The organism is Rhizobium album (assembly GCF_003122325.1).
Classification (GTDB): Bacteria; Pseudomonadota; Alphaproteobacteria; order Rhizobiales; family Rhizobiaceae; genus Metarhizobium; species Metarhizobium album.
This window is the reverse complement of the sequence record NZ_QFBC01000001.1, coordinates 215,661-242,643: the sequence shown is the minus strand read 5'-3', so window position 1 is coordinate 242,643 and position 26,983 is coordinate 215,661. Positions and strand designations below refer to the sequence as shown.

Below are 26,983 nucleotides of genomic sequence, written 5' to 3'. Positions count from 1 at the left end.
ACCAGGAGGAAAGACAATGGTATCCATCGCACGCGTCAAGGAACGGGCCGAGCAGCAATCCTTGGCGATGAACGACGACCAGCAGGCCGCGATCCGCATGCTGGCCAATGACCTGCACCGGCTGAACCAGTCGGTCATGAAGGCGGTCGAGGCGGGTGTTTCCGTCGAACTGGTGCGCTCGGCGCGCCATCACGGCGGCAGCGGCAACTGGGGTGACCTGATGATCCCGGTCATCGTCACCCAGGGTGCTGCGGCGTAAATCGCAGCGGATCGCTGCAGGGAGGACAATTCAAAGCCGCCGGCCTCTTGGAGCGACCGGCGGTTTTTCGTTTCTGCCGCAAGAACCCGACAGGTTCAAAAACCACGATTGGGATGCCTGCCGGCAAACAGCTCGGCTTGTCCCTTGAAAAACTTCGTCATGCGGTCGACGACCGTGCGGATCTCGCGGCGATGGCGATCGTCGCTGTTCATCACCAGCCACTGACCGTGGCGCAACTCTGCAATCTCCTCGTCGGCCCGTTCGAGCCGCGGATCCGCATCGCCGACGAAACAGGGCAGGACCGCGATGCCCGCGCCGGCAAGGGCAAGGTCGCGCAGCGACCGCGGGCGGCTGACGGTCACGGTGATCTCGCCCGCCCTGTTTTCATGCGGCCAACGCAGGTAGGCGGAAATCGCCTCCTCTTCCCCGACGGCGATGTACCGGCGGGCGGCACCGGCCCGCACGCTGCGCGCCCTGTAGGGCGCATAGGCCACAGTACCGGTCCTGACGGTCGCAAGGTTGACCTCTTCCGGTTCCACGGCGCGGATGGCGATGTCGGATTCACGATGCGCCAGGCTCGCCCGCCGCTCGGCGATGAAGAATTCCAGGCGAAAATCGTCGAGGTCGGTACAGATCGCCGAAAAATTGCGGTGCAGCAGCCAGGCGCCCCAGGTGCCGGCGGCGATGCGGACCAGGGCGGGCGCGCCGATCTCCCGTTTCCACAGGTCCACCGCCCGGCTGGCGGCTTCCATCTGCAACAGCTGGTCGAAAAGCGCCTGGCCGTCGGGTGTCAGGCGATAGCCGGTCTGGCTGCGGGTGAACAGCGGCCGCCCCGTCTCCCGCTCCAGATCGAGCATGCGCCGCCCGACCGTCGCCGGGCTCAGACATGAAATCTGGGCAGCGCCGGTCAAGCCGCCCTGGCGGGCGACGAGCAGGAAAATCTGGTAGGCGTCCCAGCCGATGTTTTTCATGCGTGAAAGACCTGGTGCATTCACGGCTGTTTATAGCGCAGATTTTTCTGCTTAGTAGAGGTGATGTTCTCAATCGAAGGAGCATCGCCATGCATGACATGATCACAGCCGCCGTTCTCGCCGAAGCTCTGGCCAAACCCCGATTTCATCATCGCGACAACGAACAGGCATTCTACCTTGCCTTCGGCCGCGAACCGTTGCTGTCGCGGATCTTCGGCACCGTGCGCAAGGCGCTGCGGACCGGACCGCCATGCCGCCCATGAAATGACGGCCGCCGCTTGGAACAATTCCAGCAAAAAAACACGCCGGGCGCGAACAGGTCGCGCCCGGCGGTTTGTGGCTTCGAAATGCCGTGATCAGGCGGCGCGGGCGTGGCGGCTGCGTCCGCCGTTCGACAGCTTGAACTGGCGGACGAGTGTCATCAGCGCATCGGCCTCATTGGCGAGTTCGCGGCTCGCGGCCGTCGTTTCTTCGACCATTGCGGCGTTCTTCTGCGTCATCTGGTCCATCTGGTTGACGGTGGAATTGACCTCCTGCAGCGCCCGTGACTGGTCCTGCGCCGCCGTCGAGATCACTGCGACATGCTGGCTGATCGCGGCGATCTGCTCGCCGATCTTCGTCAGCACCGCACCGGTTTCCTGCACCAGATGCGAGCCGGCGCTGACTTCCGTCGTCGATTTCTCGATCAGGCCCTTGATCTGCTTGGCGGCATCGGCCGAACGCTGGGCGAGTTCGCGCACTTCCTGCGCGACGACGGCAAAGCCCTTGCCCGCCTCGCCCGCACGCGCCGCCTCGATGCCGGCGTTGAGCGCCAGCAGGTTCGTCTGGAAGGCGATGTCGTCGATGACGTCGATGATCTGTTCGATGTGCTGCGAGGCATCCTCGATGCGCGACATGGCGGCGATGGCATTGCCGACGATGACGCTGGAGTCGTCGGCGCTGCGCTTGGTCTCGCGCACGATGGCGTCGGCTTCCCTAGCCCGTTCGGCAGACGAGCGCACGGTCACCGTGATCTCGTCGACGGCAGCGGCGGTTTCTTCGAGCGAAGCCGCCTGCTGCTCGGTGCGCTTCGACAGGTCTTCCGCCGACTGCGCCATCTGGTTGCCGTTGCCCTGGATCATCTGCACGTTGCCGGAGATCTGGCTGATCGTATCCTGCAGGCGGCCGAGCGACTGGTTGAAATCCTGGCGCAGCTGCTCCAGGCGCCCGGTGAACGGCGTGTCGATCGTGGTGGAAATGTCGCCCTGCGCCAGACGGCCGAGGCCGGCGGCGAGTTCGTCCACGGCAAAGCCGATCTGCCGGTCGACTTCCTGCTTCTCGACATCGTTGCGGCGGCGTTCGTCCTCGGCGTGGCGGCGGGCGGTCGCCCCTTCCTCCTCGACGCGGATCTTGGAAAGCGCATTCTCCTTGAAGATGCCGAGCGCACGCGCCATGTCGCCGATCTCGTCGCGGCGAGCCTCGCCGGAGATGCCGGTGTCGAGGAAACCGTCGGCGATCTTGCGCATCGCGCCGGTGATCTGGCCGATGGGTCGCTGCAACGTCAGCACCAGGGCGATGCCACCGGATATGGCGAAGACGATGCCGAACAGGGTGGTGACGATCGAGATGCCGTTGGCTTCCTGGCGTTCGGCGCCGGCCGTCTGCTTCTGCAATTCGGCAAAGGTCGTCAGTTCGTTCCAGATGGAGTCGATCGCCGTGCGGGCTGCCTGGAAATTGCCTTCGCGGTCGCCCTTGATCGCCAAAAGCTTGCCGGCACTCCCGGCAATGCCCTGCACGACCGGCATGCTCTTGGCCGAAAGCACCGTATAGAAATCAAGGTCACCGGCGGTGGTTCCCAGGGCATCGACATTGTCGGTCAGTTCGGCCAGCGACTGCCCAAGCCGGACCTCGTTTTCCGTGTTGATGTCGGCGAGGAAATCGCCGAGCACGATCTGCAGATTGTACATGGAATCGACGACCTTGCGCGAGTCGTCGAGGACCGACTGCGTCTTGGTCATGCGCGCATCGAGGCTGGCGAAGATCTTCGTCGCTTCCTGCATCTTTTCCTGCGCGGCAAGCTGCATGGCCGAAGACATCTGCATGAAGCGCGACAGCAAGCGGCCGATCTCGGTCACCTTGTCATCCGGCAGGGCTTCGGAGCCGAGCATGGCGGTGACATCCTTGACGGTGCCGGTCAAGGACTTCGCGATGCTCTTCTGCTTCTGCGGCAGGGATGTGTTGATGTTCCGCTGCATCCTGCCGAGTTCGACGATGCGCTCGGTCACCAGCTTGAGCTTTTCTTCCGCTCCGGACGTCTTGCGGAAATCATAACCGAAAGTGCTGAGATAGGCCGCCCCCTTCAGCAGGTGATCGGCCTCGCGCAGCACGGATTTCGCCTGGCTTTCGTTGACGCGGATCGCCTGTTCCAGGCGTGAAACCTCGAAAGTGATGTTGTAGCGGCTGCTCACCAGTTCCTTGCGCACCGTGTCGATGGCGCCGTAGGTCGTTTGCTGATCCTGATGCAGGGTCCAGAGCTTGTCGACGAGGCCCGAGACCACCGTCACGTCGCTGCCGGCCTTTTCGAGATCGGCATAACCGACCGCGTCGACGCCGATCTGGCTGCGGGTGTCGCCGAGGACGGCGCTCTGCAGCCCGAGGTCGCTCTGCACCTTGGAGCGGGTCGCCTCCGTCGTCTCCTTGAGGAAGGCATCCATGGAGCCGTACAGCTCCTTGAAGCCTGTCAGCGATTGCAGCACGTTGTTGGATATTTCCATGCGCTCCTGAAGCAGCCCGGACGCATAAAAGCCGCTGAAGCCGACGGCCGAAATGCTGACCACGAACGGCAGCACGAACAGCAGGACCTTCGTCTTGATCTTGAAACGGGACAACACGCTATCGATCAGCATGGCAGATTGGGCCTTTCACACACCGCTCCCCTGCCGCCCTTTCGCGGGCAGCCGAGTGCGTTCAGACTTTAGAGAGCAAAGATTCAACACCGCCGCCAACCCCGTGGCAGTTCGACCGCAAGCCTATCCGCGGCACGTGTCAGAGACAGCGATTAACGACCATGATGAAATGCGATGGGTTAATTTATCTCTAATTGACCGGCCGTTTCTGCGCAGAACCGCTTCATACATGAACAGAAGCTGCGGCATGCTCACATCCATGGACATTGGCAGGCATCTCAAAAGCGCGTCGCCCCTTCATGGAACAATGCCCTCCCCTGCCCGCATACGGCAGCGCCGCGGGCCGCCACGGATCAGCTTGAAAGCAGGTTTCAGAACAGGTCGAGCGATGGAAGGGCGATGAAGGCCGCGCTGGCACAGGCGGCGATGATGAAAACCTTGAGAGACAGGTAGGCATTGGCATTTCTGGCTTCGGCGATAGCGATGGCGCGCGCGCGACGGTGCATCCTGGTCATGGAGCTCTACCTCAACACATCATGAACACAACATGCCGTCTGCCGGCCAGCCGGCGGCGACCTCATGTCTGCAGCGTCCTGCTGCGCCGGCATAGGCCAGAATGGGCCTCGCCTGTTAACAATGACTGAAGAGGCGGGCACAGGCATTCATCATGGACAAATTCAGGCGGCGTCCCCCGCCGCATGGCCCGACGCCCAGGCCCACTGGAAATTATAGCCGCCCAGCCAGCCGGTGACATCGACACATTCACCAATGAAATAGAGGCCCGGAACGGCCTTGGCCTCCATGCTGCGGGAATCGATGCCGGCGGTATCGACGCCGCCCAGCGTCACCTCGGCTGTGCGATAGCCTTCCGAGCCGGCCGGCTTGATCTTCCATTCGTGGATGGCGGCAACCAGCCTGCCCAGCGCCTTGTCCGACTGGTCGGCCAGCGGGGCGTTCAGCGCCTGCTCTTCGGCCAGGAACTGCGCCAGCCGCTTCGGCAGGTGATCGGCCAGGACGGTCTGCACCGCCTGCCGGCCATTGGCCTGCCGCGCCGTCTTGAGGACGGCGAGGAAATCCATGTCGGGTTCCAGCGACAGCGTTATCTCGTCGCCTTCGCGCCAATAGGAGGAAATCTGCAGGATGGCCGGGCCGGACAGGCCGCGATGGGTGAACAGCAGCGCTTCGCGAAATGCCGTCTTGCCGTGGCGCACCTCGGCCGGCACGGCGATGCCGGAGAGCGGCGAAAGCCGCTCCAGAAGGCCGGGCTCGAGCGTCAGCGGCACCAGCCCCGGCCGCGGCTCGACCATGGCGAGCCCGAACTGCTCGGCGATCCGATAGGCAAAACCGGTCGCTCCCATCTTCGGGATCGAGCGCCCGCCGCTGGCGATCACCAGGCTTGCGGCTTCGAACGGCCCCTCGGAGGTGACGATCCGAAAACCGGTCGCCGTCTTTTCCACCGTGTCGATGGTGCAGGACAATCGCAGTTCCGCGCCCGCCGCCCGCATCTCGTCGGTGAGCATGCGGATGATGTCCTTGGCGCTGTTGTCGCAAAACAGCTGGCCGAGCGTCTTTTCGTGCCAGGCGATGCCGTGGCGATCGACGATTGCGATGAAATCCTGCGGCGTGAAGCGGGCAAGCGCCGACTTGGCGAAATGCGGGTTGGCCGAAAGGAAATTCTTATGCCCGGCATGGATGTTGGTGAAGTTGCATCGCCCGCCACCGGAGATGCGGATTTTTTCGCCGGGCGCCCTGGCATGGTCGAGAACGGCGACACGACGCCCGCGCCGGCCGGCGCCGATGGCGCACATCATCCCGGCGGCTCCGGCCCCGATCACGATGACATCATATCTTGCGGCCACGCCGATCTCCCTGTTCCGGCCCTGTCTTTTGCATCATTTCGTCAAAAGTCAACGCGCCTCCCCCCTCGCCAATTGCCAAACTCCGGCTATGATGCAGCCGTTATCAACATCATACCGGTGAGACATGTCCTCCAAGAAGACGCCCAAAACCTCAGGTGCAGCATCGAAATTGGCGAATGTCCCCCCAGACCCCATGAACTCCAAGCGCGGCGTAACCTCCTGGAAGGAAGCGGCGCAATGGCTGCGTGCCCGCGGCATCGAAGACATCGAGTGCATCACCCCCGACCTCGCCGGCGTGCCGCGCGGTAAGATGATGCCGTCGTCGAAATTCACCTCCAATACCTCGCTGGCGCTGCCGTCGGCGATCTACCGCCACACGATTTCCGGCGATTATCCCGAGGAAACCGAAAGCTTCCGCTACGAGGCGCGTGACAGCGACCTCAAGCTGGTGCCGGATCTTTCGACGCTGTCCGTCGTGCCGTGGGAAACCGATCCGACCGCCCAGGTGATCTGCGACGTCATCAGCGCCGATGGCGCCGAATGCCCCTATACGCCGCGCAACGTGCTGAAAGGCGTGCTCAACCTCTACCACGAGCGCGGCTGGAAGCCGGTGGTGGCGCCGGAAATCGAATTCTACCTCGTTGCCAAGAACGACGACCCCGATTATCCGCTGCATCCGCCGAAAGGTCGCTCCGGCCGTGCCATCCTCAGCGGCCAGGGTTATTCGATCGCCGGCATCAACGAATTCGACGAACTGATCGACGACATCTATCATTTCTCCGAAAAACAGGGGCTGGAGATCGACACGCTGATCCATGAAGAAGGTCCGGCACAGCTTGAGATCAACCTTCGCCACGGCGATCCGATCGAGCTTGCCGACCAGGTGTTCATGTTCAAGCGCACCATCCGCGAAGCGGCGATGAAACACGGCATCTACGCCACCTTCATGGCCAAGCCGATGCAGGGCCAGGCGGGCTCGGCGATGCATATCCACCAGTCGGTGGTCGATATCAACACCGGCAAGAACATCTTCTCCAATCCGGACGGTTCGGCCTCGCGCGAATTCTTCCACTTCATCGGCGGCCAGCAGAAATACGTGCCGAGCGCGCTCGTCATGCTTGCCCCCTATGTCAATTCCTACCGCCGTCTGACGCCGGAAATGTCCTGCCCTGTCAACAATGCCTGGGGCTACGACAACCGCACCACCGCCTTCCGCGTCCCGGTGTCGGATGCAAACGCTCGCCGCGTCGAAAACCGGCTGCCGAGCTCGGATGCCAATCCCTACCTGGCGCTGGCGGCATCGCTTGCCTGCGGCTGGCTCGGCATGACCAAGGGTGTGGAACCGACCGCGCCGACGGAGGATGCCGCCAACGAAGGCTCTATCGACCTGCCGCGCGGCCTGCTCGAAGCCGTGTCGCTGCTGGAAGGCGAGCCGCATTTCGAGGAGGTCTTCGGCCGTGAGTTCATCGGCATCTATGCCGGCGTCAAGCGCGGTGAGTTCGAGACCTTCATGCAGGTGATCAGCCCATGGGAGCGGGAGTTCCTGCTTCTCAACGTCTGAGGAGCCGGTCATGACATGGCAGAGCCCGATTTCACCGGGGATCACCTGGTATCAATCCTCCGTGGGCGAACGGCCGGACTATCCGGCCCTTGACGGATCGAAGACAGCAGACGTCGCCGTGATCGGCGGCGGCTTCACCGGCCTGCAGGCCGCCTATACCCTGGCGAAGTCAGGTGTCTCGGTCGTTCTGATCGACGGCGCCCGCTTCGGCGACGGTGCCTCTGGCCGCAATGGCGGCCAGATGGGCACCGGCCAGCGCTGGGCGCCGGAAGAGATGGAGGAAAAGCTCGGCTACGAAGCGGCGCGAACCCTTTTCGACCTTGCCGAAAGCGCCAAAAGATACGTGCACGACTTTTCCGCCGAGCACGGCATCGATATCGAATACATGCCCGGCCAGATGAACGTCGCCCATAAGCCGGGCCATGAGCGCGACTACAAGGACAGCATCGAAATCGCCGCCAGCCGCTACGACTATCCGCATATGTCCTTCATGGATGCGGCGGAGACGGCCGAGCGGGTCGGCTCGAAGCGGTTTCATTGCGGCATGCGCGATAGCGGCACCGGCCATATCCATCCCCTGAAGCTTGTCATCGGCATTGCCAGGGCGGCACAGGCGGCGGGTGCGCAGCTTCACGAACTGACGCGGGCCACCGCCATCCGCAAGGTCGGAGCCAAGGTCTTCGTCGATACGGAAAAGGGTACGATCACCGCCGACCGGGTGCTGATCGCCACCAACGCCTATATCAACGGCCTGGAGCCGGTGACGGCGGCACATGTCATGCCGATCGGCTCCTTCATCGGCGCCACCGTGCCGCTCGACGATTTTCCGCACATCATTCCCGGCCACGAATCGATTGCCGATTCGCGTTTCGTGGTGCGCTACTTCCGCAAGAGTCGCGACAACCGCCTGCTGTTCGGCGGCCGCGAGGCCTATACCTCAGACCATCCGAGCGATATCTCCGTCCATATCCGCAAGCAGATTGCCGAGCTTTATCCGGAACTTGCCGACATCGAGATGACGCATTCCTGGGGTGGTTTCGTCGGCATCACCCTGCCGCGACAGCCTTTCGTGCGCGAGGTCATGCCCGGCGTCACCTCGATCGGCGGTTATTCCGGCCATGGCGTCATGCTGTCAAATTATTGCGGTAAGCTTTATGCTGAAGAGGTGATAGGCGACGCAACGGGCCTCGACCCGTTCAAGGCGCTGAAGATCCCGCCTTTTCCCGGCGGGCCGCGTTTGCGCTCGCCGCTGCTGTTCCTGGCGCTGACATGGTATGCCTTGCGCGACAGATTCTGATCCCTCCCGCTTTCGGGAGTTTTTACCGCACCGCACTCTGGCTTTTTTAAATCGATTAGATTAAAAGAGCTCCCAACCACGCATGATTGAGAGACGCTTCATGAGCAGCCAAATCATTCCAGTCGAGCCCTTTGACTACGTCGTCTTCGGCGGCACGGGCGATCTTGCCGAACGCAAGCTTCTGCCGGCTCTCTACCATCGCCAGCTCGATGGCCAGTTTACGGAGCCGACACGCATTATCGGCGCGTCGCGCAGCGCACTGACGCATGAGGAATACCGCAAGTTCGCCGACGAGGCGCTGAAGGAACACCTCAAGAAGGGCGAATATGATGAAGCGGAAGTCAAGAAATTCTGCGCGCGTCTCTATTACGTTTCCGTCGACGCCCGTTCCGATGCCGGCTGGGACAAGCTCAAGGAACTGCTCGACGACGGCAAGGATCGCGTCCGCGCCTTCTATCTCGCCGTCGCCCCCGGCATCTTCGGCGACATTTCCGAAAAGATCCGCGACAACAAGCTGATCACCAAGACGACCCGCATCGTCGTGGAAAAGCCGATCGGCCGCGACCTCGCCTCGGCGCTGGAACTGAACAACACCATCGGCAAGGTGTTCCGCGAAGAGCAGATCTTCCGCATCGACCACTATCTCGGCAAGGAGACGGTGCAGAACCTGATGGCGCTGCGCTTTGCCAACGCGCTCTACGAGCCGCTGTGGAACTCCGCCCATATCGACCACGTGCAGTTCACCGTGTCGGAGGCCGTCGGCCTGGAAAGCCGCGCCGGTTATTACGACAAGGCCGGCGCCCTGCGCGACATGGTGCAGAACCACATCCTGCAGCTCGTCTGCTTGGTGGCCATGGAAGTGCCGCCGTCGATGAATGCCGAAGCAGTGCGCGACGAAAAGCTGAAGGTGCTGCGGGCGCTGAAGCGCATCGACAGCTCCAACGTCGAAAAGCTGACCGTACGCGGCCAGTACAAGGCCGGTGCTTCGGCCGGCGGCCCGGTCAAGGGCTACCTCGAAGAACTCGAAGGCGGCGTCTCCAACACCGAGACCTTCGTCGCCATCAAGGCCGAGATCAACAACTGGCGCTGGGCCGGCGTGCCCTTCTACATCCGCACCGGCAAACGCATGGCCGAGCGCATGTCGGAGATCGTCATCACCTTCAAGCCGATCCCGCATTCGATCTTCGACGAGGCGGCCGGCCGCATCTCGCAGAACCAGCTGGTCATCCGCCTGCAGCCGAACGAAGGCGTCAAGCAGTCGCTGATGATCAAGGACCCCGGCCCGGGCGGCATGCGCCTGCGCAACGTCTCGCTCGACATGAGCTTCGCCGAAGCCTTCAACGCGCGCAACGCCGATGCGTATGAGCGCCTGCTGCTCGACGTCATCCGTTCCAACCAGACGCTGTTCATGCGCCGCGACGAAGTCGAGGCCGCGTGGCAGTGGGTGGACCCGATCCTCAAGGCCTGGGAAGCGACCGGGCAGAACGTTCAGGGCTACACCGCCGGCACATGGGGTCCGAGCCAGGCGATCGCGCTGATCGAGCGCGACGGCCGCACCTGGCACGAAAGCTGAACCGATGGCCGCAACGCTTCACTCATTCGCAAGCGGCGCCGAACTGGCGGAAAAGCTGGCGACGGCCGTTGCCGAAAAACTTATCGCGGGCATCGCCGCCCGCGGCGCGGCAAGCCTTGCCGTGTCCGGTGGCTCAACGCCCAAGGCCTTCTTCCAAGCGCTGTCCCGCAAGGCACTCGACTGGCCGAAGGTGACGGTTACCCTGGTCGATGAACGTTTCGTGCCGGCCGACAATCCGCGCTCGAACCATCTTCTGGTTGCCGAGAACCTGCTGCAGAACGAGGCGGGCCACGCGGTCTTCCTGCCGCTCTACCAGCCGGCGGCAACGGCGGAAGAGGCCGCGCACCTGGCGACGACGGCAACGACGGCGATCAAGCCGCCCTTCGACGTCGCCATTCTCGGCATGGGCAATGACGGGCACACGGCCTCCTTCTTCCCCGGCGGCAACAATCTGTCGCTGGCCCTCGATGCGGCGACACCGCGCGGCATCGTGACCATGGAAGCGGACGGCGCCGGCGAGCCGCGGCTCACCTTTACCTTCTCCAGCCTTCAGGATGCCCGTTTCCTGGTGCTTCATATCGAAGGCGAGGCCAAGAAAACCGTGCTGGCCAAGGCGGAAGGCGCCGGCGAGGAACAGGAGATGCCCATCCGGGCCGTCCTGCGCCGGGCAGCAACGCCGGTCGACATTTATTGGGCGCCCTGACGGCACCCGTTTACCCGGACGGCTTCCGGCCAGCCCTGGCCTGAAACCGTTCTCGAAGCGAACAGCGCGCAAAGCCGACCCGGACGATCCCAGGCGTCGCGGAACCCTTGCGCGTGACAAAGGACAGGATGGAACCATGAGCGCAGATTCCCGCATCGCCGCGATAACCGCACGCATCGTTGAACGGTCGAAACCGACCCGAGAGCGTTATCTCGACCGTGTTCGCGCCGCCGTCGCCAAGGGCGTGCACCGCTCCGTGCTGTCCTGCGGCAACCTGGCGCACGGCTTTGCCGTCTGTTCCCCCGCCGAGAAGCAGGCGCTGGCGGAAGACCGCGTGCCCAACCTCGGCATCATCACCTCCTATAACGACATGCTTTCGGCCCACCAGCCGTTCGAGACCTACCCGGCGATCATCCGCCAGGCGGCGGCGGAGGCCGGCGGCATCGCCCAGGTCGCCGGCGGCGTTCCGGCAATGTGCGACGGCGTCACGCAAGGGCAGCCGGGCATGGAGCTTTCGCTGTTTTCCCGCGACCTGATCGCCATGGCGGCCGGCGTCGGCCTGTCGCACAACATGTTCGATTCGGCCGTCTATCTCGGCGTCTGCGACAAGATCGTGCCGGGCCTGACGATTGCGGCGCTGACCTTCGGCCACCTGCCGGCGATCTTCATCCCGGCCGGACCGATGACCTCGGGCATCCCCAACGACGAAAAGTCGCGCATCCGCCAGCTTTACGCCGAAGGCAAGGTCGGCCGCGCCGAACTGCTCGACGCCGAATCGAAATCCTACCACGGCCCCGGCACCTGCACCTTCTACGGCACCGCCAACTCCAACCAGATGCTGATGGAGATCATGGGCTTCCATATGCCCGGCGCCTCCTTCATCAATCCCGGCACGCCGCTGCGCGAGGCGCTGACTCGCGAAGCGACAAAGCGAGCGCTCGCCATCACCGCCATGGGCAACGAATTCACCCCGGCCGGCGAGATGATCGACGAACGCTCCATCGTCAACGGCGTCGTCGGCCTGCATGCCACCGGCGGCTCGACCAACCATACGCTGCACATCGTCGCCATGGCGCGGGCCGCCGGCATCAGGCTCACCTGGGAGGATATTTCCGACCTGTCCGACGTGGTGCCGCTGCTTGCGCGTGTCTACCCCAACGGCCTTGCCGACGTGAACCATTTCCACGCCGCCGGCGGCATGGGGTTCCTCATCAAGCAGTTGCTGCGCCGCGGCCTGCTGCATGACGACGTGCGCACCGTCTTCGGCCAGGGCCTCGAAGCCTACACCATCGACGTCAAGCTCGGCGAGAACGGCAGCGTGCACCGCGAACCCTCGCCGGAAGACAGCGCCGATCCCAAGGTTCTCGCCCGCATCGAGGCGCCGTTCCAGCCGACCGGCGGCCTGAAGATGCTGACGGGCAACATCGGCAAGGCGGTGATCAAAATCTCCGCCGTCAAGCCGGAACGCCATGTCGTCCAGGCACCTGCCATCGTCTTCAACGACCAGCAGGAACTGCAGGATGCCTTCAAGCAGGGCAAGCTCAACCGCGATTTCATCGCCGTCGTACGCTTCCAGGGGCCGAAGTCGAACGGCATGCCGGAACTGCACCGCCTGACCCCGCCGCTCGGCGTGCTGCAGGACCGCGGCCACATGGTGGCGCTGGTCACCGACGGCCGCATGTCGGGCGCGTCCGGCAAGGTTCCGGCCGCCATCCACCTGACGCCGGAAGCCAGCGAGGGCGGACCGATCGCCCGCATCCGCGACGGAGACATCATTCGCCTCGACGCCGTTGCCGGTACGCTGGAGGTGATGGTCGATGCGGCGGAATTTAATGCCCGCCAGCCGGCCGAAGTCGACCTGGAAGCCAACGAATTCGGCATGGGCCGCGAACTTTTCGCCCCCTTCCGCCGTGCAGCGGGTGCTGCCGAACACGGCGCCAGCGTGCTGTTTTAAGTCCTGCTCGCTTTTTCGCGCCTCTCCTCTTCTCCCCAAGGGAGGAGAGGGACATCCGAGCGCCGCTCTTTCCAGCGCGTTGTCGGTAAGGGCTTTCCGAAAGGTTGGCGTCTCAGGCGCGGATGTCGAGAGCCCGGTTGCGGTGCGCGGGATGCGTCGAATAGACGAAAATCTTGTTCAGCTCTTTTTCGGAAAGAACCCGTAGGAAACGGATCTCGACAGTGTTGTTGACGTTGACGCGCATCAGCATGCAGCCGACCTTGGTGATCCGCGCATCCGGCAAATCGAGGTAGAACTGCTGCGGCAGCTTGTATTGGGTGAGAAGGGCCAGGATCGCGCCGCTGCGCGAGATGCGGATGATGTCGCACCGGCGGGACGCCATGTGCATGACGCCCTTTTCCGTATATTCGAGCCGCGCTGCATTCATCGTATCTTCCATCGGGAACCGCGTTTCGCGGTCATACATGAAAGACTCTTCCTTCTTCAGAAAATGGCCCTTTGAACCGGCGATCGTCACGATGAATTCTCCTTTGTCCCAATCGTGCCAGGGTACAGAAGGAGTTTTAACAAAGTGAAAAATGGCATTGCTTCCCGGGCAGTCTACCTGAACCGCCAAGAGCACGCTGCGATCGTCCGGACGCGTTCCCGCCTTTCCAGTTGGTTATTTTTTTGCATGCCTTTTTCACAAGACCACCGCGCAGCTTTGCGCGATATCGGTCAGCGCAGATATGTTTTTCCCTCGGCATCGAAGAGATGCAGCTTGGCGGTGTCGGCGGTAAAACGCATCGTCTGGCCTTTCCGGACATCGAGGATGCCGGGGATCTTGGCGATGATCGGTTCGCCGGCCACAAGGCCCTCGATGTAGAGCAGCGTCACCTCCCCCAGCGCCTCGACAATGGAAATGTCGCCTTCGAAGAGATAGTCGCCATCCATGGCAAGTCGCAGGTCTTCCGGCCGCACGCCAAAACTCGCCGCCCTGCCCTGCTGCGACGCATCGGTCGCCACCCCGACACGGACCGTCTTGCCGCCGGTCAGTTCGAGGCCGGTTTCCGGGCCGGTCTCGCGGATGGTGGCGGGGATGATGTTCATCGCCGGCGAGCCGATGAACTTCGCGACGAACAGATTGGCCGGGCGCTCGTAAAGCTCCAGCGGCGCGCCGACCTGCTCGATATGGCCGGCGGACAGCACGACGATGCGGTCGGCCAGCGTCATCGCCTCGACCTGATCATGCGTCACGTAGATCATCGTGGTGTCGGCCATCTGTTCCTTGAGCTTGGCGATCTCGATGCGGGTGGCGACACGCAGGGCGGCATCGAGGTTGGACAGCGGCTCGTCGAACAGGAAGACTTTCGGATCGCGGCAGATGGCGCGGCCGATGGCGACGCGCTGGCGCTGGCCGCCGGACAGCGCCTTCGGCAGCCGCTCCAGATATGTCGTCAGTTGCAGGATATCGGCGGCGGCGCGCACCCGCCTGTCGATCTCCTGCTTGCTTTCGCCGGCGATGCGCATGCCGAACGCCATGTTGTCGTAGACCGTCATGTGCGGATAGAGCGCGTAGGACTGGAAAACCATGGCGATGCCGCGCTTGGAGGGCGGCACCTCGTTGACCCGCTGGCCGTCGATGACCATGTCGCCGGAGGTGATCTCTTCCAGGCCGGCGATCATCCTGAGCAAGGTCGACTTGCCGCAGCCGGACGGGCCGACGAAAACGACGAATTCACCCTCCCTGATATCGAGATCGATCCCGTGCAGGACATGCACCTGCCCGTAGGACTTGCGGATATCCTTGAGAACCACTCCGGTCATTTTCCCCTCCCGTTGTTATCGTTGCAGCGCTTTCGCTTCTTCAGATGGCAAAAACGCCGCAACTCCTTATTTCCAACTCGTTCCCCTGCCGGAAACGACCTAAACATGCCGCGCGAAATAGGCGCCCCATGCCGGCAGTTCGATCGAGCCGACGCTTTCCCGGCATTCGAAACCGTGGTCGGCAAGGTGCTGCCAGTTGCCGGCGGGCAGAACCGTCGATTTCGCCTCGCCGCTCATGTTGAAGATGCACAGCAGCAACTCGTTTCCGTGCGTGCGGGTAAAGGAGAGGATCGAGACATCCGGCTCGAAGAACGCGATCGTGCCCTTGGCGAAGGCCGGGAAGCGCTTGCGGAAGGCAAGGAAGCGGCGATACTGCTCCAGCACCGAGCGCGGGTTGCCGGTCTGCCTGTCCACCGCATGCGGCAGGTGCTCCGGCGGGATCGGCAGCCAGGTCCTGGCCGCGACGCTGAAGCCGCCATGGGCAACGTCCGCTTCCCACACCATCGGCGTGCGGCATCCGTCCCGGCCCTTGAATTCCGGCCAGAACTGGATGCCGTAAGGGTCCTGCAGGTCTTCATAGGCGAGATCGGCTTCGGTGAGGCCCAGTTCTTCGCCCTCGAAAATGCAGACCGAACCGCGCAGCGACAGCAGCAGCGCCGCCAGCATCTTCGCATAGGCGTCCTTGTCGGCGACTTGCATGCCCCAGCGCGATATATGCCTGACGACGTCGTGGTTGGAGAAGGCCCAGCAGGCCCAGCCGTGCGGCGCCGCCGCCTCGAAAGCCTGCTGCACCTGCACGACACGCAGCGGGATCAGCGGGTCCGGCGCCAGGAACTCGAAGGCGTAGCACATCTGCATCTTGTCGTTGTCGGAGGTGTATTCACCGACGATCTCCAGGCCCCGCTGGCTGTCGCCCACCTCGCCGACGGCGGCGATCGCGGGGAATTCCTCCATGACGGCGCGGAAGCGCTTGAGGAATTCCAGGTTCTCCGGCCGGTTCTTGTCGTAGAGATGCTCCTGGAAATTGTAGGGATTGACCGCCGGCGCGGTGTTGGCGTTGCGCTGGTCGGGGGCGAGCGACGGGTTGTCGCGCAGTTCCTTGTCGTGGAAGTAGAAGTTGATGGTGTCGAGGCGGAAGCCGTCGACGCCGCGCTTCAGCCAGAAACGCGTCATGTTCAGCAGCGCGTCCTGGACCTCCGGATTGTGCAGGTTGAGGTCCGGCTGGGTCGAAAGGAAGTTGTGCACGTAATATTGCATGCGGGTGGAATGCCAGTGCCAGGCCGAGCCGCCGAAGATCGACAGCCAGTTGTTGGGCGGCGTGCCGTCCGGCTTGGCATCGGCCCAGACATACCAGTCGGCCTTGGGATTGAAGCGGCTGGAGCGGCTTTCGACGAACCAGGGATGCTGGTCGGAGGTATGCGACATCACGAGGTCGATCATGACGCGGATGCCGAGACGATGCGCCTCGGCGATCAGCGCGTCGAAATCGGCCAGCGTGCCGAAGATCGGATCGACGTCCTCGTAGTTGGAGACGTCGTAGCCGAAATCCCGCATCGGCGAGGTGAAGAACGGCGAAATCCAGATGGCGTCCGCGCCGAGGGCCGCCACATGCGACAACCGGGAGGTGATGCCCCTGAGGTCGCCGATGCCGTCGCCGTTCGAATCCTGGAAGGAGCGCGGGTAGATCTGGTAGATCACCGCACCACGCCACCAATCCTTGTCGGGCGCCAGGATGGAGTCCGTAGAAATGCTCATGCTGCAAAAGTCCTGTTGATCAAAATAATGCCGGTATCAGCCGCCCTTGACCGACCCCGCCAGCAGGCCGCGCACGAGATAGCGCTGCAGGGCAAAGAAGACGATCAGGGGAACGATGATGGTGATGAAGGCCGAGGCGGTCAGGATCTCCCAGTTGCCGCCGCGCGAGCCGAGCAGGGCATTGAGGTTTCCGGTGAGCACGATCTGGTCCTTGGTGGTGCCGAGGAAGACCATGGCGACGAGCAGGTCGTTCCACACCCAGAGGAACTGGAAGATCGCGAAGGAGGCAAGTGCCGGGAAGGACAAGGGCAGCACGATCTTGACGAAGATCTCGAAATCGCTGGCGCCGTCGACACGGGCGCTTTCGATGATCTCCTTGGGCAGGCCGACCATGTAGTTGCGCAGGAGGTAGATGGCGAGCGGCATGCCGAAGGCGGTATGCGCCAGCCAGATGCCCGCATAGGTCTTCGACGGCACGCCGAAGATCGTGCCGATCTCGTTGTACATTCTGAGCAGCGGGATCAGCGACATCTGCAGCGGCACGACGATCAGGCCGACGACCATGGCGATCATCAGCGTCCGGCCGGCAAACCGCATCCACGACAGCGCGTAGGCGGCAAAGGCGGCGACGAGGATCGGGATGATCGTCGCCGGGATGGCGACCGTCAGCGAGTTGATGAAGGCGCGGCCGATGCCTTCGGAATTCAGCACGGTGCGGTAATTGTCGAAGGTGAATTCCGGCGGCGTCGTCACCGTCAGGTAGATGCGCCGGCCGCGGGAACCGTCGAAAGCTTCCGGCTTGGCATAACGATAGCTGCCGTCGGCATTGACCTGCAGCGTCTCGCCCTCGCCTAGATCGGCCGTTTCGCCGGCCTTGACGGCCGAAGGTTCCTGGATGCGGGTGCCGAAACTGTCGATCGTCCGGGCATCGCCGGCCTCCCAGACGTTGCCGGCGATGACGTAGAGATTGCCTTCCTGCTTCTGCGTCGCGGGATCGGCGAGGCGGGCGACCTCGGTGCGATGGGCGGTCGACAGCGCCGTCCACCAGCCGGAGACGGCAAGCTGGTCCTTGTCGCGCAGGGCGCTAATGAAGATACCGAGCGTCGGGAACAGCCAGAGCAGGACGATGGCGAGGACGGAGAGATGAACGATCAGCCGGGGGAGGCCGATGCGGCGGAGTTGCGCGACTGCGGCGGCCATCTCAATGTCCTCCCATTTCGCGGTTGGCGCGACGGATGTTCCACACCATGATCGGCGTCACCGCAAGCATGATGATGACGGCGATGGCCGCACTTCGGCCGCTGTCGCCGCCGCCGCGGAACATCCAGTCGAACATCAGGTTGGCGAGGACGATGGTGTTCCACTGGCCGTTGGTCATCGTCAGCACGATGTCGAAAACCTTCAGAACCAGGATGGTGATCGTCGTCCAGACGACGGCAATGGTTCCCCAGATCTGCGGCACCATGATCTTCCAGAAGATCTGCCAGCCGTTGGCGCCGTCGATCACCGCCGCCTCGATGGTTTCTTCCGGGATGCCGCGCAGTGCGGCCGAGAGGATGACCATGGCAAAACCGGTCTGGATCCAGATGAGGATCGCCATCAGGAAGAAGTTGTTCCAGAAGGGCAAGGCGATCCAGACCTGCGGCGTACCGCCGAGCCCCTGGACGATGGCATTGAGGATACCGATCTGCGTTTCGCCTTCGGCGCGGTAGTCGTAGACGAATTTCCAGATGACCGAGGCGCCGACGAAGGAGATCGCCATCGGCATGAAGACCAGGCTTTTTGCGATGTTGCCCCACCAGATGCGGTCGGTCAGCACGGCGATGACCAGGCCGAAGAAGGTGCAGGCGGCCGGCACCACGGCGAGCCAGAGGATGTTGTTGAAGATCGACTGGCGGAATTCGCGGTCGTTCAGCGCCCATTGGTAATTGGAAATGCCGACGAATTGCGTGCCGGAACGGTCGTAGAAGGACAGGATCAGCGTGGCGATGACGGGATAGACGAGGTAGACCACCAGGACCAACAGCGCCGGCCCGACGAACAGCCAGGGCCGCACGATGGCCCGCCGCCTGAGGCTGCGCGACGCGGCCATGACGTCGCCGTCGCGCACCGGGAAAATCATGTCGAGCAGCTTGTTGGAAAGCCAGAAATAGGCGATGCACGCCAGCACGCCGACGATCATCACGCCGACCGCGGAAACGATCTGCCCAACCATCAATTCCCCTCCCCTTCGTGGGTTTGCGTATCGTCCCCGCCGGTCTGTCGCCGGCTTGAATCAATGTGTTTTGTGTTCTTGAATGAAACATGCAGGCGATTGCGGAAGTCCCCAGCCCCCCTGCCGGGACCTTCTCCCCGCCGGGGAGAAGGCGGATCGAGCGCCGCCATTGCCCCAAGGTCTCTTCCCCCAGCGCGGAGAAGATACCGGCAGGCAGATGAGGGGGTACTCCCCCCTCATCTGACAGCGAAACGCTTACTTGATCGCGTCCCAGGCCTTCTGGATATCGGCGGCGACGTCGGCTGCCGGCTTTCCGCCGACATAATCGATCATCCCCGTCCAGAAGGCGCCTGCGCCGACCTTGCCGGGCATCAGGTCCGAACCGTCGAAGCGGAAGGTGGTGGCGGTTGTCAGGATCTCGCCTTCCTTGCGCAGCGTGTCGTTGCCGTAGGCTTCGACGTTGACGGCCTTGTAGGGCGTCAGGAAGCCGGACTGCGCCATCCAGATCTCATGGGCGATCGGCGTCTTGAGGAATTCGAGGAAGGCGCGCGCGCCCTTCGAATCCTTGGTGATTGCCATCAGCGTGCCGGCGCCGAGAACCGGGCGACCGAGCTCCGGCTTCGAGGCATAAGGCGGCATGTAGAAGAAGTCCGCATCCTCGCCGAGCTTCGTGCCTTCGGGGAAGAAGGACGGAATGAACGATGCCTGGTGGTGGAGGTAGCACTTCGGCGGAACGCCGAAGAGACCCTTCGGGCTGTCGCGGAAATCGGTCGCGGCAACGCCCGCCGGGCCGCCATCGGCATATTTGTCGGTGAGTGCGAACTTGCCGAACTCCTCGATACCGCCGACCACGGCGGGATCGTTGAACGGGATCTCGTTCTTCACCCACTTGTCGTAGACCTCGGGCGCCTGGGTGCGCAGCATCATGTCCTCGACCCAGTCGGTCGCCGGCCAGCCGGTCGCACCACCCGATCCCAGGCCGATGCACCAGGGCGTGCCACCATCGGCGACGATCTTGTCGCTGAGCGCGATCAGCTCTTCCATGGTCTTCGGCACTTCGTAGCCGGCTTCCTCAAAGTTTTCCGGCACGTACCAGACCAGCGACTTGATATCGGCCTTGTACGGGAAAGCAAAATAGGCGGCATTGCCGTCCTTGCCCTTGTAGGTGCCGAGATCGATCCAGGACTGGCCTGCACCATAATTTTCCTTCACCCAGTCGGCCTCGCCCTGGCCAAGCGGCGTCAGGAAGCCCTTGCTGGCGAGATCGGCCAGCAGGCCCGGCTGCGGCAGGATGGCGACGTTCGGCGGCGAACCGGCCTGCGTGTCGATGACGATCTGCTGCTCGTAGTTTTCCGACGAGGAATATTTGACGTCTGCGCCGGTCGCCTCGACGAAATAGTTCAGCACGCTGGTGAACAGCGTTTCGTCGTCGCCGCGCCACGGGCCGAAAATGGTGATCGTCTCGCCCTTGAGATCCGTATGCGCCGCCTTGAAAGCATCATAGCTTGCCCAGTTGAACTTGGCGTCCTCGCCGGGCTTGAACTTCAGGTCAGCAGCCGACGCGCCGGACGCCAGCAAGGCCACGGCGGCAACGCCGAGCCAGAACGATTTCTTCATGTGATATACCTCCCGATCACAAAAGCAGCCTGTGAATTCCTCGATCAGATTTGCAATGCCGAAGTTTTTCAAAGCGCTTTGACAACTCTTCATCTCACCCCACAGGAAACGAAGTCAAGCGCTTTTACAGTCCGAAGTGGAAAAGTCCCGGCTTTTGCGCCGCAACATAATTTCGCCACGCAGCACGGCCTTTTCCGGTTCCCGTCCGGGCGCCACGCTGTTACATAGGGCGCAACCGCTTTGGGGCCAGAAGAACGATGGAAAAACATCGATCTAACAGGAGGCCGGTAGCGGAGTTGGGACGACGTGACGTGAATTTGAAAGAGCTTTCCAAACTTCTGGGCCTATCGCAGACAACCATCAGTCGCGCCCTGAACGGCTATCCCGAAGTCAATGCCGCCACGCGGGAACGCGTGCTCAAAGCGGTCAAGGAAACCGGCTACCGCCCCAACAAGGCAGCCCAGCGGCTGGCGACCGGCAAGGCCGGCTCGATCGGCCTCGTCATGCCGACGGCGCCCGGCCACCATTCCGACGTGCATTTCGGCGAATTCCTCGCCGGCCTCAGCGAGGCGGCGGTCCGCCATGATTTTCACCTGGTGGTGATGCCGTCCGATCCGGATGACGAGGCAGGCGCCCTGCGGCGGCTGGCGGCGAGCGGCAATGTCGATGCGCTGGTGCTGGCCTACATGCGCTCCAACGACCAGCGCCTGGCCATGTTGCGCTCGCTCTCCCTGCCCTTCATCGTCCATGGCCGCTCCCGCGGCGCCGAGGAAGATTATCCATTTGTCGATATCGACAACGAAGCCGCCTTCTACGAAGCCACCAAGCTGCTGCTGCAGCTCGGCCACAAGCGGGTCGCGCTAATCAACGGCCAGGAATATTACGATTTCGCCATCCGGCGGAAACAGGGCATGGTCAAAGCCCTTGCGGAAAAACAGCTGTCGCTCTCGCCCGACATGGTCAGTCATTCCGCCATGAGCGACGATTGCGGCCTGGCGGCCATGGAACGCTTCCTTCGCCTGCCGGAACGACCGACGGCGGTACTCTGTTCCAGCACGGTCCTGGCGCTCGGCGCCGTGCGGGCGATCAACATGGCGGGCCTGAAACTCGGCGAAGATATTTCGCTGATCGCCCATGACGACGTGCTGCCGGTGCTAAGACCGGAGCATTTTTCCGTGCCGCTGACCACGACCCGCTCGGCCTTGCGGGCGGCGGGCTCGCGCATCGCCGAACGGTTGATCGACCGCACGAAACACGCCGAGGCGGAGTTGCAACAGGAATTGTGGAAGGCGGAACTGATCGTTCGCTCCTCCACCGGCCCCGCTCCGGCCTGACCGGAACGGCAATCCGCTGCGGCCGACAGCCGTCGTCAGAACTTCGGAGCCGGCCGGCCGGCGGCGCGATGGGCGGCAATGACGGTATTGGCCATCAGCATGGCGATGGTCATCGGGCCGACGCCACCGGGGACCGGCGTAATCGCGCCGGCGACGGAGGCGCATTCCGCATAAGCGACATCGCCGACCAGACGCGTCTTGCCCTCGCCCTTTTCCGGCGCCGCAACGCGGTTGATGCCGACGTCGATGACGGTCGCGCCGGGCTTCACCCAATCCGCCTTGACCATTTCCGCACGGCCGACGGCAGCGACGAGGATGTCCGCCGCGCGGCAGATGCCGGCGAGATCCTTGGTGCGCGAATGCGCCATGGTGACGGTGGCGTTGCAGGCGAGCAGAAGCTGGCCCATCGGCTTGCCGAACAGGTTGGAGCGGCCGACGACGACGGCGTTCAGGCCGGACAGATCGGCGCCGTGAATGGTGCGCACCAGGATCAGCGCGCCGGCCGGCGTGCAGGAGATCAGGCCCGTTTCCAGGTCGCCTGTCGCCAGCTTGCCGGCATTGACGACGTGCAGGCCATCGACGTCCTTCTCGGGACGGATGGACTGGATGATCGGCTCGGACTTGAGATGTTTCGGCAGCGGCAGCTGCACCAGGATGCCGTGGATCGACGGATCGGCATTCAGCGTCTCGACCAGGGCGGCAAGCTCTTCCTGCGTCGTCTCTTCCGGCAGCGTGTGCTGCACGGACTTGAAACCGCATTCCTTGGCCATCCGGCTCTTGGAGCCGACATAGGCGTGGCTTGCCGGGTCGTCGCCGACGATGACCACCGCAAGACCTGTCCTGACTCCGGCCTCCGCCTCCAGGGCCGCGCTTTTCGCCTTTACCGCCTCGATCACCGAAGCGGCAACCTGCTTGCCATCAATCACCGTCGTCACGTGTTCCTCCGGGCCTTGAACCGCCTGCAATCTAGGCTGTGTTTTCTGCAGGAATGTGCCTGCCAACGCCCTATGGTGTCTGAAACCGACAAATGCAAGCGGATTTGAAGTCGCGGCCCGTAGCGCTCAGCGCCCACCGCGCCGGTCGGCCCAGTCCTGCACCCGCTGGCGCAGGGCTGCGACCTCCTGCTTGATCTGGCGGATATCCTGCTGGCCGTCCTCGTCGCGGAACATCGTCGGGGCGACGCGGCGCAATTCGGCCAGCAGCGACGGCTGGCGATACGCGGCGTGACCGGCGGTATCGAATTCACCTGGATAATCCGGGTCGAAGTGGACATGCGCCCGTCGCCCGGCAACATGATCCTCGGACTGCTGCGGCCACGGATCGATCTCCTGCGGATAATCCCTTTCGGCGGCGGCATGATAGGCATCGTGATGATCGGACGGCTCCTCCTCGACCAAGTCATCGTCCGCGACGTGGCTCTGACGCCGGATATGCAGCATGGCAAGCCCGCAGGCGGCAACGGCAAGAACGAGCAGGATGGCGAAGAGCAATTCGCCAAGGCGCGAATCGCTCTGCGCCCGCGCCCCGATTTGCGGCAAAGAAACCGCCGGCGTCGCGATGCTGGCGGTCACCAGCGGATCGACGGGGCCGGCGCCATCGTTCTGCGCCAGCGCAGTGCGGAACGTTTCCTGCGCGGCCTCCACGGAGGCCTGCAGCGCCTCGTAGCGCGCCAGGTCGATGCCCGTGCCTTCCAGTTTTTTTGTCGCTTCCGCCGACTGGGCAGCCAGTTGCCTGGCTTTTGCCTGTGCCTGCTGCAGCGAGGCGAGGCCTTCGGCGAAGGCGTTGCGCAATTCGCGCTCGATATCGGATTTCAGCGTATCGACCATCGTCTGCGCCGTCTGCAGCCGCGGATGCCGCGGGCCGAAGGCAACGGCGAGTTGTTCCAGCGCGATCTTGGCGCTGACGTAACGGCCGCGCAGGTCTTCCAGTGCCGGCGTCAGCAGGGCGGCGGGGAAGCTGCCGTCGAGAAGGCTGGACAGGTTGCCGGAAACGGTCTTGCCGCCCTCGTCGTTCAGGCGCTTTTGCGCCAGCGCATTTTCGAGGCGCAGCTTGTCGACATCGGTCTTGAGCTTGATTGCCGCCTGCAGTTTTTCTCCGCCGCCGGCGATAAATGCCTGCAGCTCCGCCTGCGCCTTTTCAAGCGCGACCCGTTCGGCGTCGACATCCGGGCCGGCGGCCGCATCGACCTTGCGGACCGGCCGCTCGGCATTGACCGCCTCGACGAAGGTTTCCGCCACGGCGCCGGCGATCGCGGCGGATTTCTGCTCGTCCGAACTGCGGACGGTGACGACGATGCTTTCGTCGGAGGGATCGACCACCGCATCGACGGCGGCACGCAGCCTGGCTTCGGTACCGCGCTCGAAATCCGCTTCCGGCGAGGACGTCAGAAGCTCGGTGAGCACGCCCCAGGACGTGGCAGTACCGGCGGCGAATTCCGGATCGTAGTCAAGCCGGAGCTTCTCCACCGTCTTCGACAGCACGTCGAGGCCGGTGACGGCCGAAAGCCTTGCATTCAGCAAGGCGAGCCTTTCGCCGCGATCGGCAATATCATTCATCTCCAGCGAAATATGCGCCGAGGCCACCTGCGGCTGCGTACCAAAAGCCCACAGGCCGACGGTCGCGACGGCGGCAATGGCAAGCGCCCCGCCCAGCCAGTAGCGCAGCCGCAGCCGGTTCGGACGATTTTGCGATTTCCCCGAAATCCTGGCAACGGGCGGCTGGTTCTGCTGTTCTTCGGCGGCCCGGAACTGCCGCGGCGCAGCGGATGGGAACTCGGGAGGTTCAGCCGAGGCGTGCCGGCCGGCAAAATCCTGGCGGAACAGGATGGAGCCGATGGTGTCCGTCAGGCGAGGATCAGCCGGCTGGCGGTATGAGCCGGTCTCCGGCGCCTCCCTGCCCGCCCGCATCGGCTGGCCGTCACCATGTGCCGACGGCGGATAACGCCCGTCGAAGCTATCTGTCCTCGAATACATCTGCCTCATCGCCATGACCGCCCGCGCTGGAACGCAACCCGGTCGATGCATGCCATCGCCGGGGTCCTTAACGCAGGTTAAATTTTCATGGCAAAGAAAAGGTTAACGTCCGCTGCCCGCTGCCGCTTTCGGTGCTTGTATCTCTGCGGCGCCGTCATCGAAATCCGTAAGCGGCGGCAACGGGACCATCGCCGGCCGTTCCAGGGGGACTGTCATGTCAGATACTCTCCCGAAACGGTAACGCAGCAGATTGCAAAGGAAGAGCGGAATGCCAATCAGGTAGCGGCGTCCCAGGCGCCGGGGTTCGAGAAGCAGCCTGTAGGCCCATTCCAGGCGCAGCCGGCGCACAAGCGACGGCGCACGCGGCACCACGCCGGCGGCAAAATCGAAATAGGCGCCGACCGTCAACACCAGCCGGGCATGTTTCGGGCGGATATGGGCATCCACCCATTTTTCCTGCAACGGCGTCCCCATGCCGACGATCAGGATATCCAGCCCCTGCCGCTCGATTTCGCTGACCACCTCCTGGCTGTTTTCCTTGTCGAAAAAACCGTCGGAGATGGCGACGACCTCATGCCAGGGCGCATGGGCGCGCAAATTTGCCGCAGCCCGCTCCAGGACTTCCCGGCGGGCGCCGACGAGACCGATCCGCATCGAATGGGTCATGTAGGTCAGCAGCGCCGGCACGAAATCGGTGCCGTTGAGATTGGCGGGAAACGGCGCGCCGTGAAAGACCCGCGACGCCAGATCGACACCGATGCCATCCGGCAGCACCAGGTGCCTGGAGAGCGCCTGCCGATATTCCCCGTCGGCGATCATGAGGTTGGCATTGTTGGCGTTGAGGAACGAAACGACCGTCTGCCCCAGGGGCAGGCAGGCGAGATCGTTAAGGAAGGCAAGCGCGCTCGACCAGCCGCAATCGCAGACGGACAAGCCGAATAGGCTGCGCCGCGACGCCAGCATCGAAAAATTGGCAGCGAGGTTCATTCATTTCCCCCATGCGCCCAAACCGGCACGCTGCGGCACCCGTCATGGTGCCCCCCGCGAACCGGATACGGCTCTACGATGGCCTGCCGTCGAGAAGGAAAGGATGCAAACCGCTTTTCGGCCTTCCCCATCCATCGGCAAACCGACTGGCCGAAGCTATAGAACGGAAGGATGAAACGCTGCTTAAGTCATTGTTTAAAATTGAAGGTGTTGTCGGATTGAAACAGCAGGGCAAAAGAAAATCCGCCCTGCGAGAGGGCGGATTTCACAATGCAACACTTCGGTGCGACCAGCCGTCCCGCGGCACGGTCAGGAAAGATCAGTGCGACTCGCTTGCAGCTGCCGCCGGCGTCTCTGCCGCCGTGCCTTCGACGATCTTGACCGGCTGCTTGACGTTTTCGGCACCGCCGCTGACCCGCGTGTCCGACTTCGCAAGATAATCCAGTTGTTCGACCAGTACGTCGGCGACGATTTCATCGCCGAGTCGCTTGTTGAGGCCTTCTTTCACGCCTTTGCGGAACTCGTCGACGTTGAAGGTCGACGTGTCGGCGATATCGACCATCTTGTTGCCGACCAGGAGCGTGAACAGCTCGTCGGTCAGATATTCGGTCATCGGCAGGTCGACGCCCTTCATCTTCTCCTTGTCGAGCATGAAGGAAATCTTGCTGAGGAAGTAACCGGCGACCTTGCCGTTGGAAATCATCGGCAAGGTGATCGATTCGCCCTTGACCAGTTCAAGGGCTGCTTTTTTCTCGGCATCCGGATCTTTCGCCGGCGCCGTGGCCATGACGACGGAAAAATACACCGTCCCCAACGTGACGATGCAGACCCAGGCTCCTGTGAGAATAAGCTTGATCATCACGAATCGCTATAGCGGAACTGTTCCTGGGAATAGGTGCCGTCACCATCCGCTTCCTGAACGGCATTCTTGAGGATGTCGGCCACCGCGCGCACCGCTTCGAGATGGGCCTCGACGCGCTGCTGGTTGACGACCAGCTTCTTCTTCAGGCCGTGCAGCTGATCGACATACATGGTCGACATCTGGCGCGGGTCCGTGTCGCGGAACAGCATCGTCAGCTCGTAGAGGCAACGGCTCTTGTGAGCATTCGAAACCTTGAGGTCGAACTCCGGATCGGCGCCGATACGCGTATTCTCGTTGTCGATGATCATCTCCAGCCGTCCGAGGACCGACTTGATGCGATAATCATTCGAAGCTGCTTCAATATTGACCGTAC

General features: G+C 63.1%; 23 protein-coding genes. 7 read left to right on the top strand and 16 right to left on the bottom strand.

Translation table 11 applies throughout. The features are described 5' to 3' along the window. Positions 1 to 16 precede the first annotated feature (16 nt). On the top strand, positions 17 to 259 hold the full coding sequence (locus DEM27_RS01210; RefSeq protein ID WP_109456361.1) for an SMc00767 family acetate metabolism repressor: 243 nt from the start codon (positions 17 to 19) through the stop codon (positions 257 to 259). A 95-nt stretch (positions 260 to 354) separates the two neighbouring features. On the opposite strand, the gene DEM27_RS01205 is transcribed toward DEM27_RS01210, so the two are convergent. The 5 genes from DEM27_RS01205 to DEM27_RS01195 form a co-directional block, all read right to left on the bottom strand. Continuing rightward, a complete protein-coding gene (locus DEM27_RS01205) occupies positions 355 to 1,230 on the bottom strand; it encodes a LysR family transcriptional regulator (RefSeq protein ID WP_109456360.1) in 876 nt (291 codons plus the stop codon). Positions 1,231 to 1,250: 20 nt separating this feature from the next. Then, complete coding sequence (locus tag DEM27_RS33450; protein ID WP_128755414.1) at positions 1,251 to 1,526, bottom strand: hypothetical protein; 276 nt, start codon at positions 1,524 to 1,526, stop codon at positions 1,251 to 1,253. A gap of 60 nt (positions 1,527 to 1,586) precedes the next feature. After that, positions 1,587 to 4,115 carry a methyl-accepting chemotaxis protein gene (locus tag DEM27_RS01200; protein WP_109456359.1) on the bottom strand — a complete coding sequence of 843 codons (2,529 nt, stop codon included), beginning with the start codon at positions 4,113 to 4,115 and terminating at the stop codon, positions 1,587 to 1,589. Between the two features lie 371 nt (positions 4,116 to 4,486). Then, the gene (locus tag DEM27_RS33825) at positions 4,487 to 4,630 is read right to left on the bottom strand and encodes a hypothetical protein (protein WP_165823318.1); all 144 of its coding nucleotides are present in this window, start codon (positions 4,628 to 4,630) and stop codon (positions 4,487 to 4,489) included. Between the two features lie 162 nt (positions 4,631 to 4,792). Then, entirely contained in the window at positions 4,793 to 5,974 is a 1,182-nt protein-coding gene (locus DEM27_RS01195) for a BaiN/RdsA family NAD(P)/FAD-dependent oxidoreductase (RefSeq protein ID WP_109456358.1), read from the bottom strand. 124 nt (positions 5,975 to 6,098) lie between these two features. Here DEM27_RS01195 and DEM27_RS01190 point away from each other — a divergent pair, with 124 nt between their 5' ends. The 5 genes from DEM27_RS01190 (at position 6,099) to edd (ending at position 13,062) form a co-directional block, all read left to right on the top strand. Next, positions 6,099 to 7,535 carry a glutamine synthetase family protein gene (locus tag DEM27_RS01190; RefSeq protein ID WP_109456357.1) on the top strand — a complete coding sequence of 479 codons (1,437 nt, stop codon included), beginning with the start codon at positions 6,099 to 6,101 and terminating at the stop codon, positions 7,533 to 7,535. Between the two features lie 10 nt (positions 7,536 to 7,545). After that, positions 7,546 to 8,832: an NAD(P)/FAD-dependent oxidoreductase gene (locus DEM27_RS01185; RefSeq protein ID WP_109456356.1), complete on the top strand. Its 1,287-nt coding sequence runs from the start codon at positions 7,546 to 7,548 to the stop codon at positions 8,830 to 8,832. A 100-nt stretch (positions 8,833 to 8,932) separates the two neighbouring features. Further along, entirely contained in the window at positions 8,933 to 10,405 is a 1,473-nt protein-coding gene (gene zwf, locus DEM27_RS01180; RefSeq protein WP_109456355.1) for a glucose-6-phosphate dehydrogenase, read from the top strand. A 4-nt stretch (positions 10,406 to 10,409) separates the two neighbouring features. Continuing rightward, positions 10,410 to 11,108: a 6-phosphogluconolactonase gene (pgl, locus tag DEM27_RS01175; protein ID WP_109456354.1), complete on the top strand. Its 699-nt coding sequence runs from the start codon at positions 10,410 to 10,412 to the stop codon at positions 11,106 to 11,108. A 136-nt stretch (positions 11,109 to 11,244) separates the two neighbouring features. Beyond that, positions 11,245 to 13,062 carry a phosphogluconate dehydratase gene (gene edd, locus DEM27_RS01170; protein ID WP_109456353.1) on the top strand — a complete coding sequence of 606 codons (1,818 nt, stop codon included), beginning with the start codon at positions 11,245 to 11,247 and terminating at the stop codon, positions 13,060 to 13,062. 112 nt (positions 13,063 to 13,174) lie between these two features. On the opposite strand, the gene DEM27_RS01165 is transcribed toward edd, so the two are convergent. The 6 genes from DEM27_RS01165 to DEM27_RS01140 form a co-directional block, all read right to left on the bottom strand. Further along, positions 13,175 to 13,528: a hypothetical protein gene (locus tag DEM27_RS01165; protein ID WP_109456897.1), complete on the bottom strand. Its 354-nt coding sequence runs from the start codon at positions 13,526 to 13,528 to the stop codon at positions 13,175 to 13,177. Between the two features lie 251 nt (positions 13,529 to 13,779). Then, positions 13,780 to 14,868, bottom strand: coding sequence for an ABC transporter ATP-binding protein (locus tag DEM27_RS01160; protein WP_109456352.1), 1,089 nt, complete (start codon positions 14,866 to 14,868; stop codon positions 13,780 to 13,782). Between the two features lie 99 nt (positions 14,869 to 14,967). After that, on the bottom strand, positions 14,968 to 16,623 hold the full coding sequence (gene bglA, locus DEM27_RS01155) for a beta-galactosidase BglA (RefSeq protein ID WP_109456351.1): 1,656 nt from the start codon (positions 16,621 to 16,623) through the stop codon (positions 14,968 to 14,970). A 36-nt stretch (positions 16,624 to 16,659) separates the two neighbouring features. Then, complete coding sequence (locus tag DEM27_RS01150) at positions 16,660 to 17,823, bottom strand: carbohydrate ABC transporter permease (RefSeq protein WP_109456350.1); 1,164 nt, start codon at positions 17,821 to 17,823, stop codon at positions 16,660 to 16,662. 1 nt (position 17,824) lies between these two features. Continuing rightward, complete coding sequence (locus DEM27_RS01145) at positions 17,825 to 18,838, bottom strand: carbohydrate ABC transporter permease (protein ID WP_109456349.1); 1,014 nt, start codon at positions 18,836 to 18,838, stop codon at positions 17,825 to 17,827. A gap of 255 nt (positions 18,839 to 19,093) precedes the next feature. Continuing rightward, a complete protein-coding gene (locus DEM27_RS01140) occupies positions 19,094 to 20,455 on the bottom strand; it encodes an ABC transporter substrate-binding protein (RefSeq protein WP_109456896.1) in 1,362 nt (453 codons plus the stop codon). 311 nt (positions 20,456 to 20,766) lie between these two features. On the opposite strand from DEM27_RS01140, the gene DEM27_RS01135 reads away from it, so the two are divergent. Further along, on the top strand, positions 20,767 to 21,789 hold the full coding sequence (locus tag DEM27_RS01135; protein ID WP_109456348.1) for a LacI family DNA-binding transcriptional regulator: 1,023 nt from the start codon (positions 20,767 to 20,769) through the stop codon (positions 21,787 to 21,789). A 35-nt stretch (positions 21,790 to 21,824) separates the two neighbouring features. On the opposite strand, the gene folD is transcribed toward DEM27_RS01135, so the two are convergent. The 5 genes from folD to DEM27_RS01110 all read right to left on the bottom strand — a co-directional run bounded on the left by folD (position 21,825) and on the right by DEM27_RS01110 (position 26,972). Then, complete coding sequence (gene folD / locus DEM27_RS01130) at positions 21,825 to 22,724, bottom strand: bifunctional methylenetetrahydrofolate dehydrogenase/methenyltetrahydrofolate cyclohydrolase FolD (RefSeq protein WP_109456347.1); 900 nt, start codon at positions 22,722 to 22,724, stop codon at positions 21,825 to 21,827. 126 nt (positions 22,725 to 22,850) lie between these two features. Next, positions 22,851 to 24,761, bottom strand: coding sequence for a GumC domain-containing protein (locus tag DEM27_RS01125; RefSeq protein WP_109456346.1), 1,911 nt, complete (start codon positions 24,759 to 24,761; stop codon positions 22,851 to 22,853). 102 nt (positions 24,762 to 24,863) lie between these two features. Then, the gene (locus tag DEM27_RS01120; RefSeq protein WP_109456345.1) at positions 24,864 to 25,748 is read right to left on the bottom strand and encodes a WecB/TagA/CpsF family glycosyltransferase; all 885 of its coding nucleotides are present in this window, start codon (positions 25,746 to 25,748) and stop codon (positions 24,864 to 24,866) included. Positions 25,749 to 26,067: 319 nt separating this feature from the next. After that, complete coding sequence (locus DEM27_RS01115; RefSeq protein WP_109456344.1) at positions 26,068 to 26,607, bottom strand: hypothetical protein; 540 nt, start codon at positions 26,605 to 26,607, stop codon at positions 26,068 to 26,070. Then, positions 26,607 to 26,972, bottom strand: a complete 366-nt coding sequence (locus tag DEM27_RS01110) for a hypothetical protein (protein ID WP_109456895.1) — start codon at positions 26,970 to 26,972, stop codon at positions 26,607 to 26,609. Before DEM27_RS01110 ends, DEM27_RS01115 begins: the two co-directional genes overlap by 1 nt. Positions 26,973 to 26,983 lie beyond the last annotated feature (11 nt).

Coding starts and splice junctions, on each gene's coding strand:
- DEM27_RS01125 (WP_109456346.1), bottom strand. CDS start 24,761: ATGTATTCGAGGACAGATAGCTTCGACGGGCGTTATCCGCCGTCGGCA.
- DEM27_RS01200 (WP_109456359.1), bottom strand. CDS start 4,115: ATGCTGATCGATAGCGTGTTGTCCCGTTTCAAGATCAAGACGAAGGTC.
- DEM27_RS01210 (WP_109456361.1), top strand. CDS start 17: ATGGTATCCATCGCACGCGTCAAGGAACGGGCCGAGCAGCAATCCTTG.
- bglA (WP_109456351.1), bottom strand. CDS start 16,623: ATGAGCATTTCTACGGACTCCATCCTGGCGCCCGACAAGGATTGGTGG.
- DEM27_RS01165 (WP_109456897.1), bottom strand. CDS start 13,528: ATGTATGACCGCGAAACGCGGTTCCCGATGGAAGATACGATGAATGCA.
- DEM27_RS01140 (WP_109456896.1), bottom strand. CDS start 20,455: ATGAAGAAATCGTTCTGGCTCGGCGTTGCCGCCGTGGCCTTGCTGGCG.
- zwf (WP_109456355.1), top strand. CDS start 8,933: ATGAGCAGCCAAATCATTCCAGTCGAGCCCTTTGACTACGTCGTCTTC.
- DEM27_RS01190 (WP_109456357.1), top strand. CDS start 6,099: ATGTCCTCCAAGAAGACGCCCAAAACCTCAGGTGCAGCATCGAAATTG.
- DEM27_RS01150 (WP_109456350.1), bottom strand. CDS start 17,823: ATGGCCGCCGCAGTCGCGCAACTCCGCCGCATCGGCCTCCCCCGGCTG.
- DEM27_RS33825 (WP_165823318.1), bottom strand. CDS start 4,630: ATGACCAGGATGCACCGTCGCGCGCGCGCCATCGCTATCGCCGAAGCC.
- pgl (WP_109456354.1), top strand. CDS start 10,410: ATGGCCGCAACGCTTCACTCATTCGCAAGCGGCGCCGAACTGGCGGAA.
- DEM27_RS01205 (WP_109456360.1), bottom strand. CDS start 1,230: ATGAAAAACATCGGCTGGGACGCCTACCAGATTTTCCTGCTCGTCGCC.
- edd (WP_109456353.1), top strand. CDS start 11,245: ATGAGCGCAGATTCCCGCATCGCCGCGATAACCGCACGCATCGTTGAA.
- DEM27_RS01120 (WP_109456345.1), bottom strand. CDS start 25,748: ATGAACCTCGCTGCCAATTTTTCGATGCTGGCGTCGCGGCGCAGCCTA.
- DEM27_RS01185 (WP_109456356.1), top strand. CDS start 7,546: ATGACATGGCAGAGCCCGATTTCACCGGGGATCACCTGGTATCAATCC.
- DEM27_RS01160 (WP_109456352.1), bottom strand. CDS start 14,868: ATGACCGGAGTGGTTCTCAAGGATATCCGCAAGTCCTACGGGCAGGTG.
- DEM27_RS01115 (WP_109456344.1), bottom strand. CDS start 26,607: ATGATCAAGCTTATTCTCACAGGAGCCTGGGTCTGCATCGTCACGTTG.
- DEM27_RS01145 (WP_109456349.1), bottom strand. CDS start 18,838: ATGGTTGGGCAGATCGTTTCCGCGGTCGGCGTGATGATCGTCGGCGTG.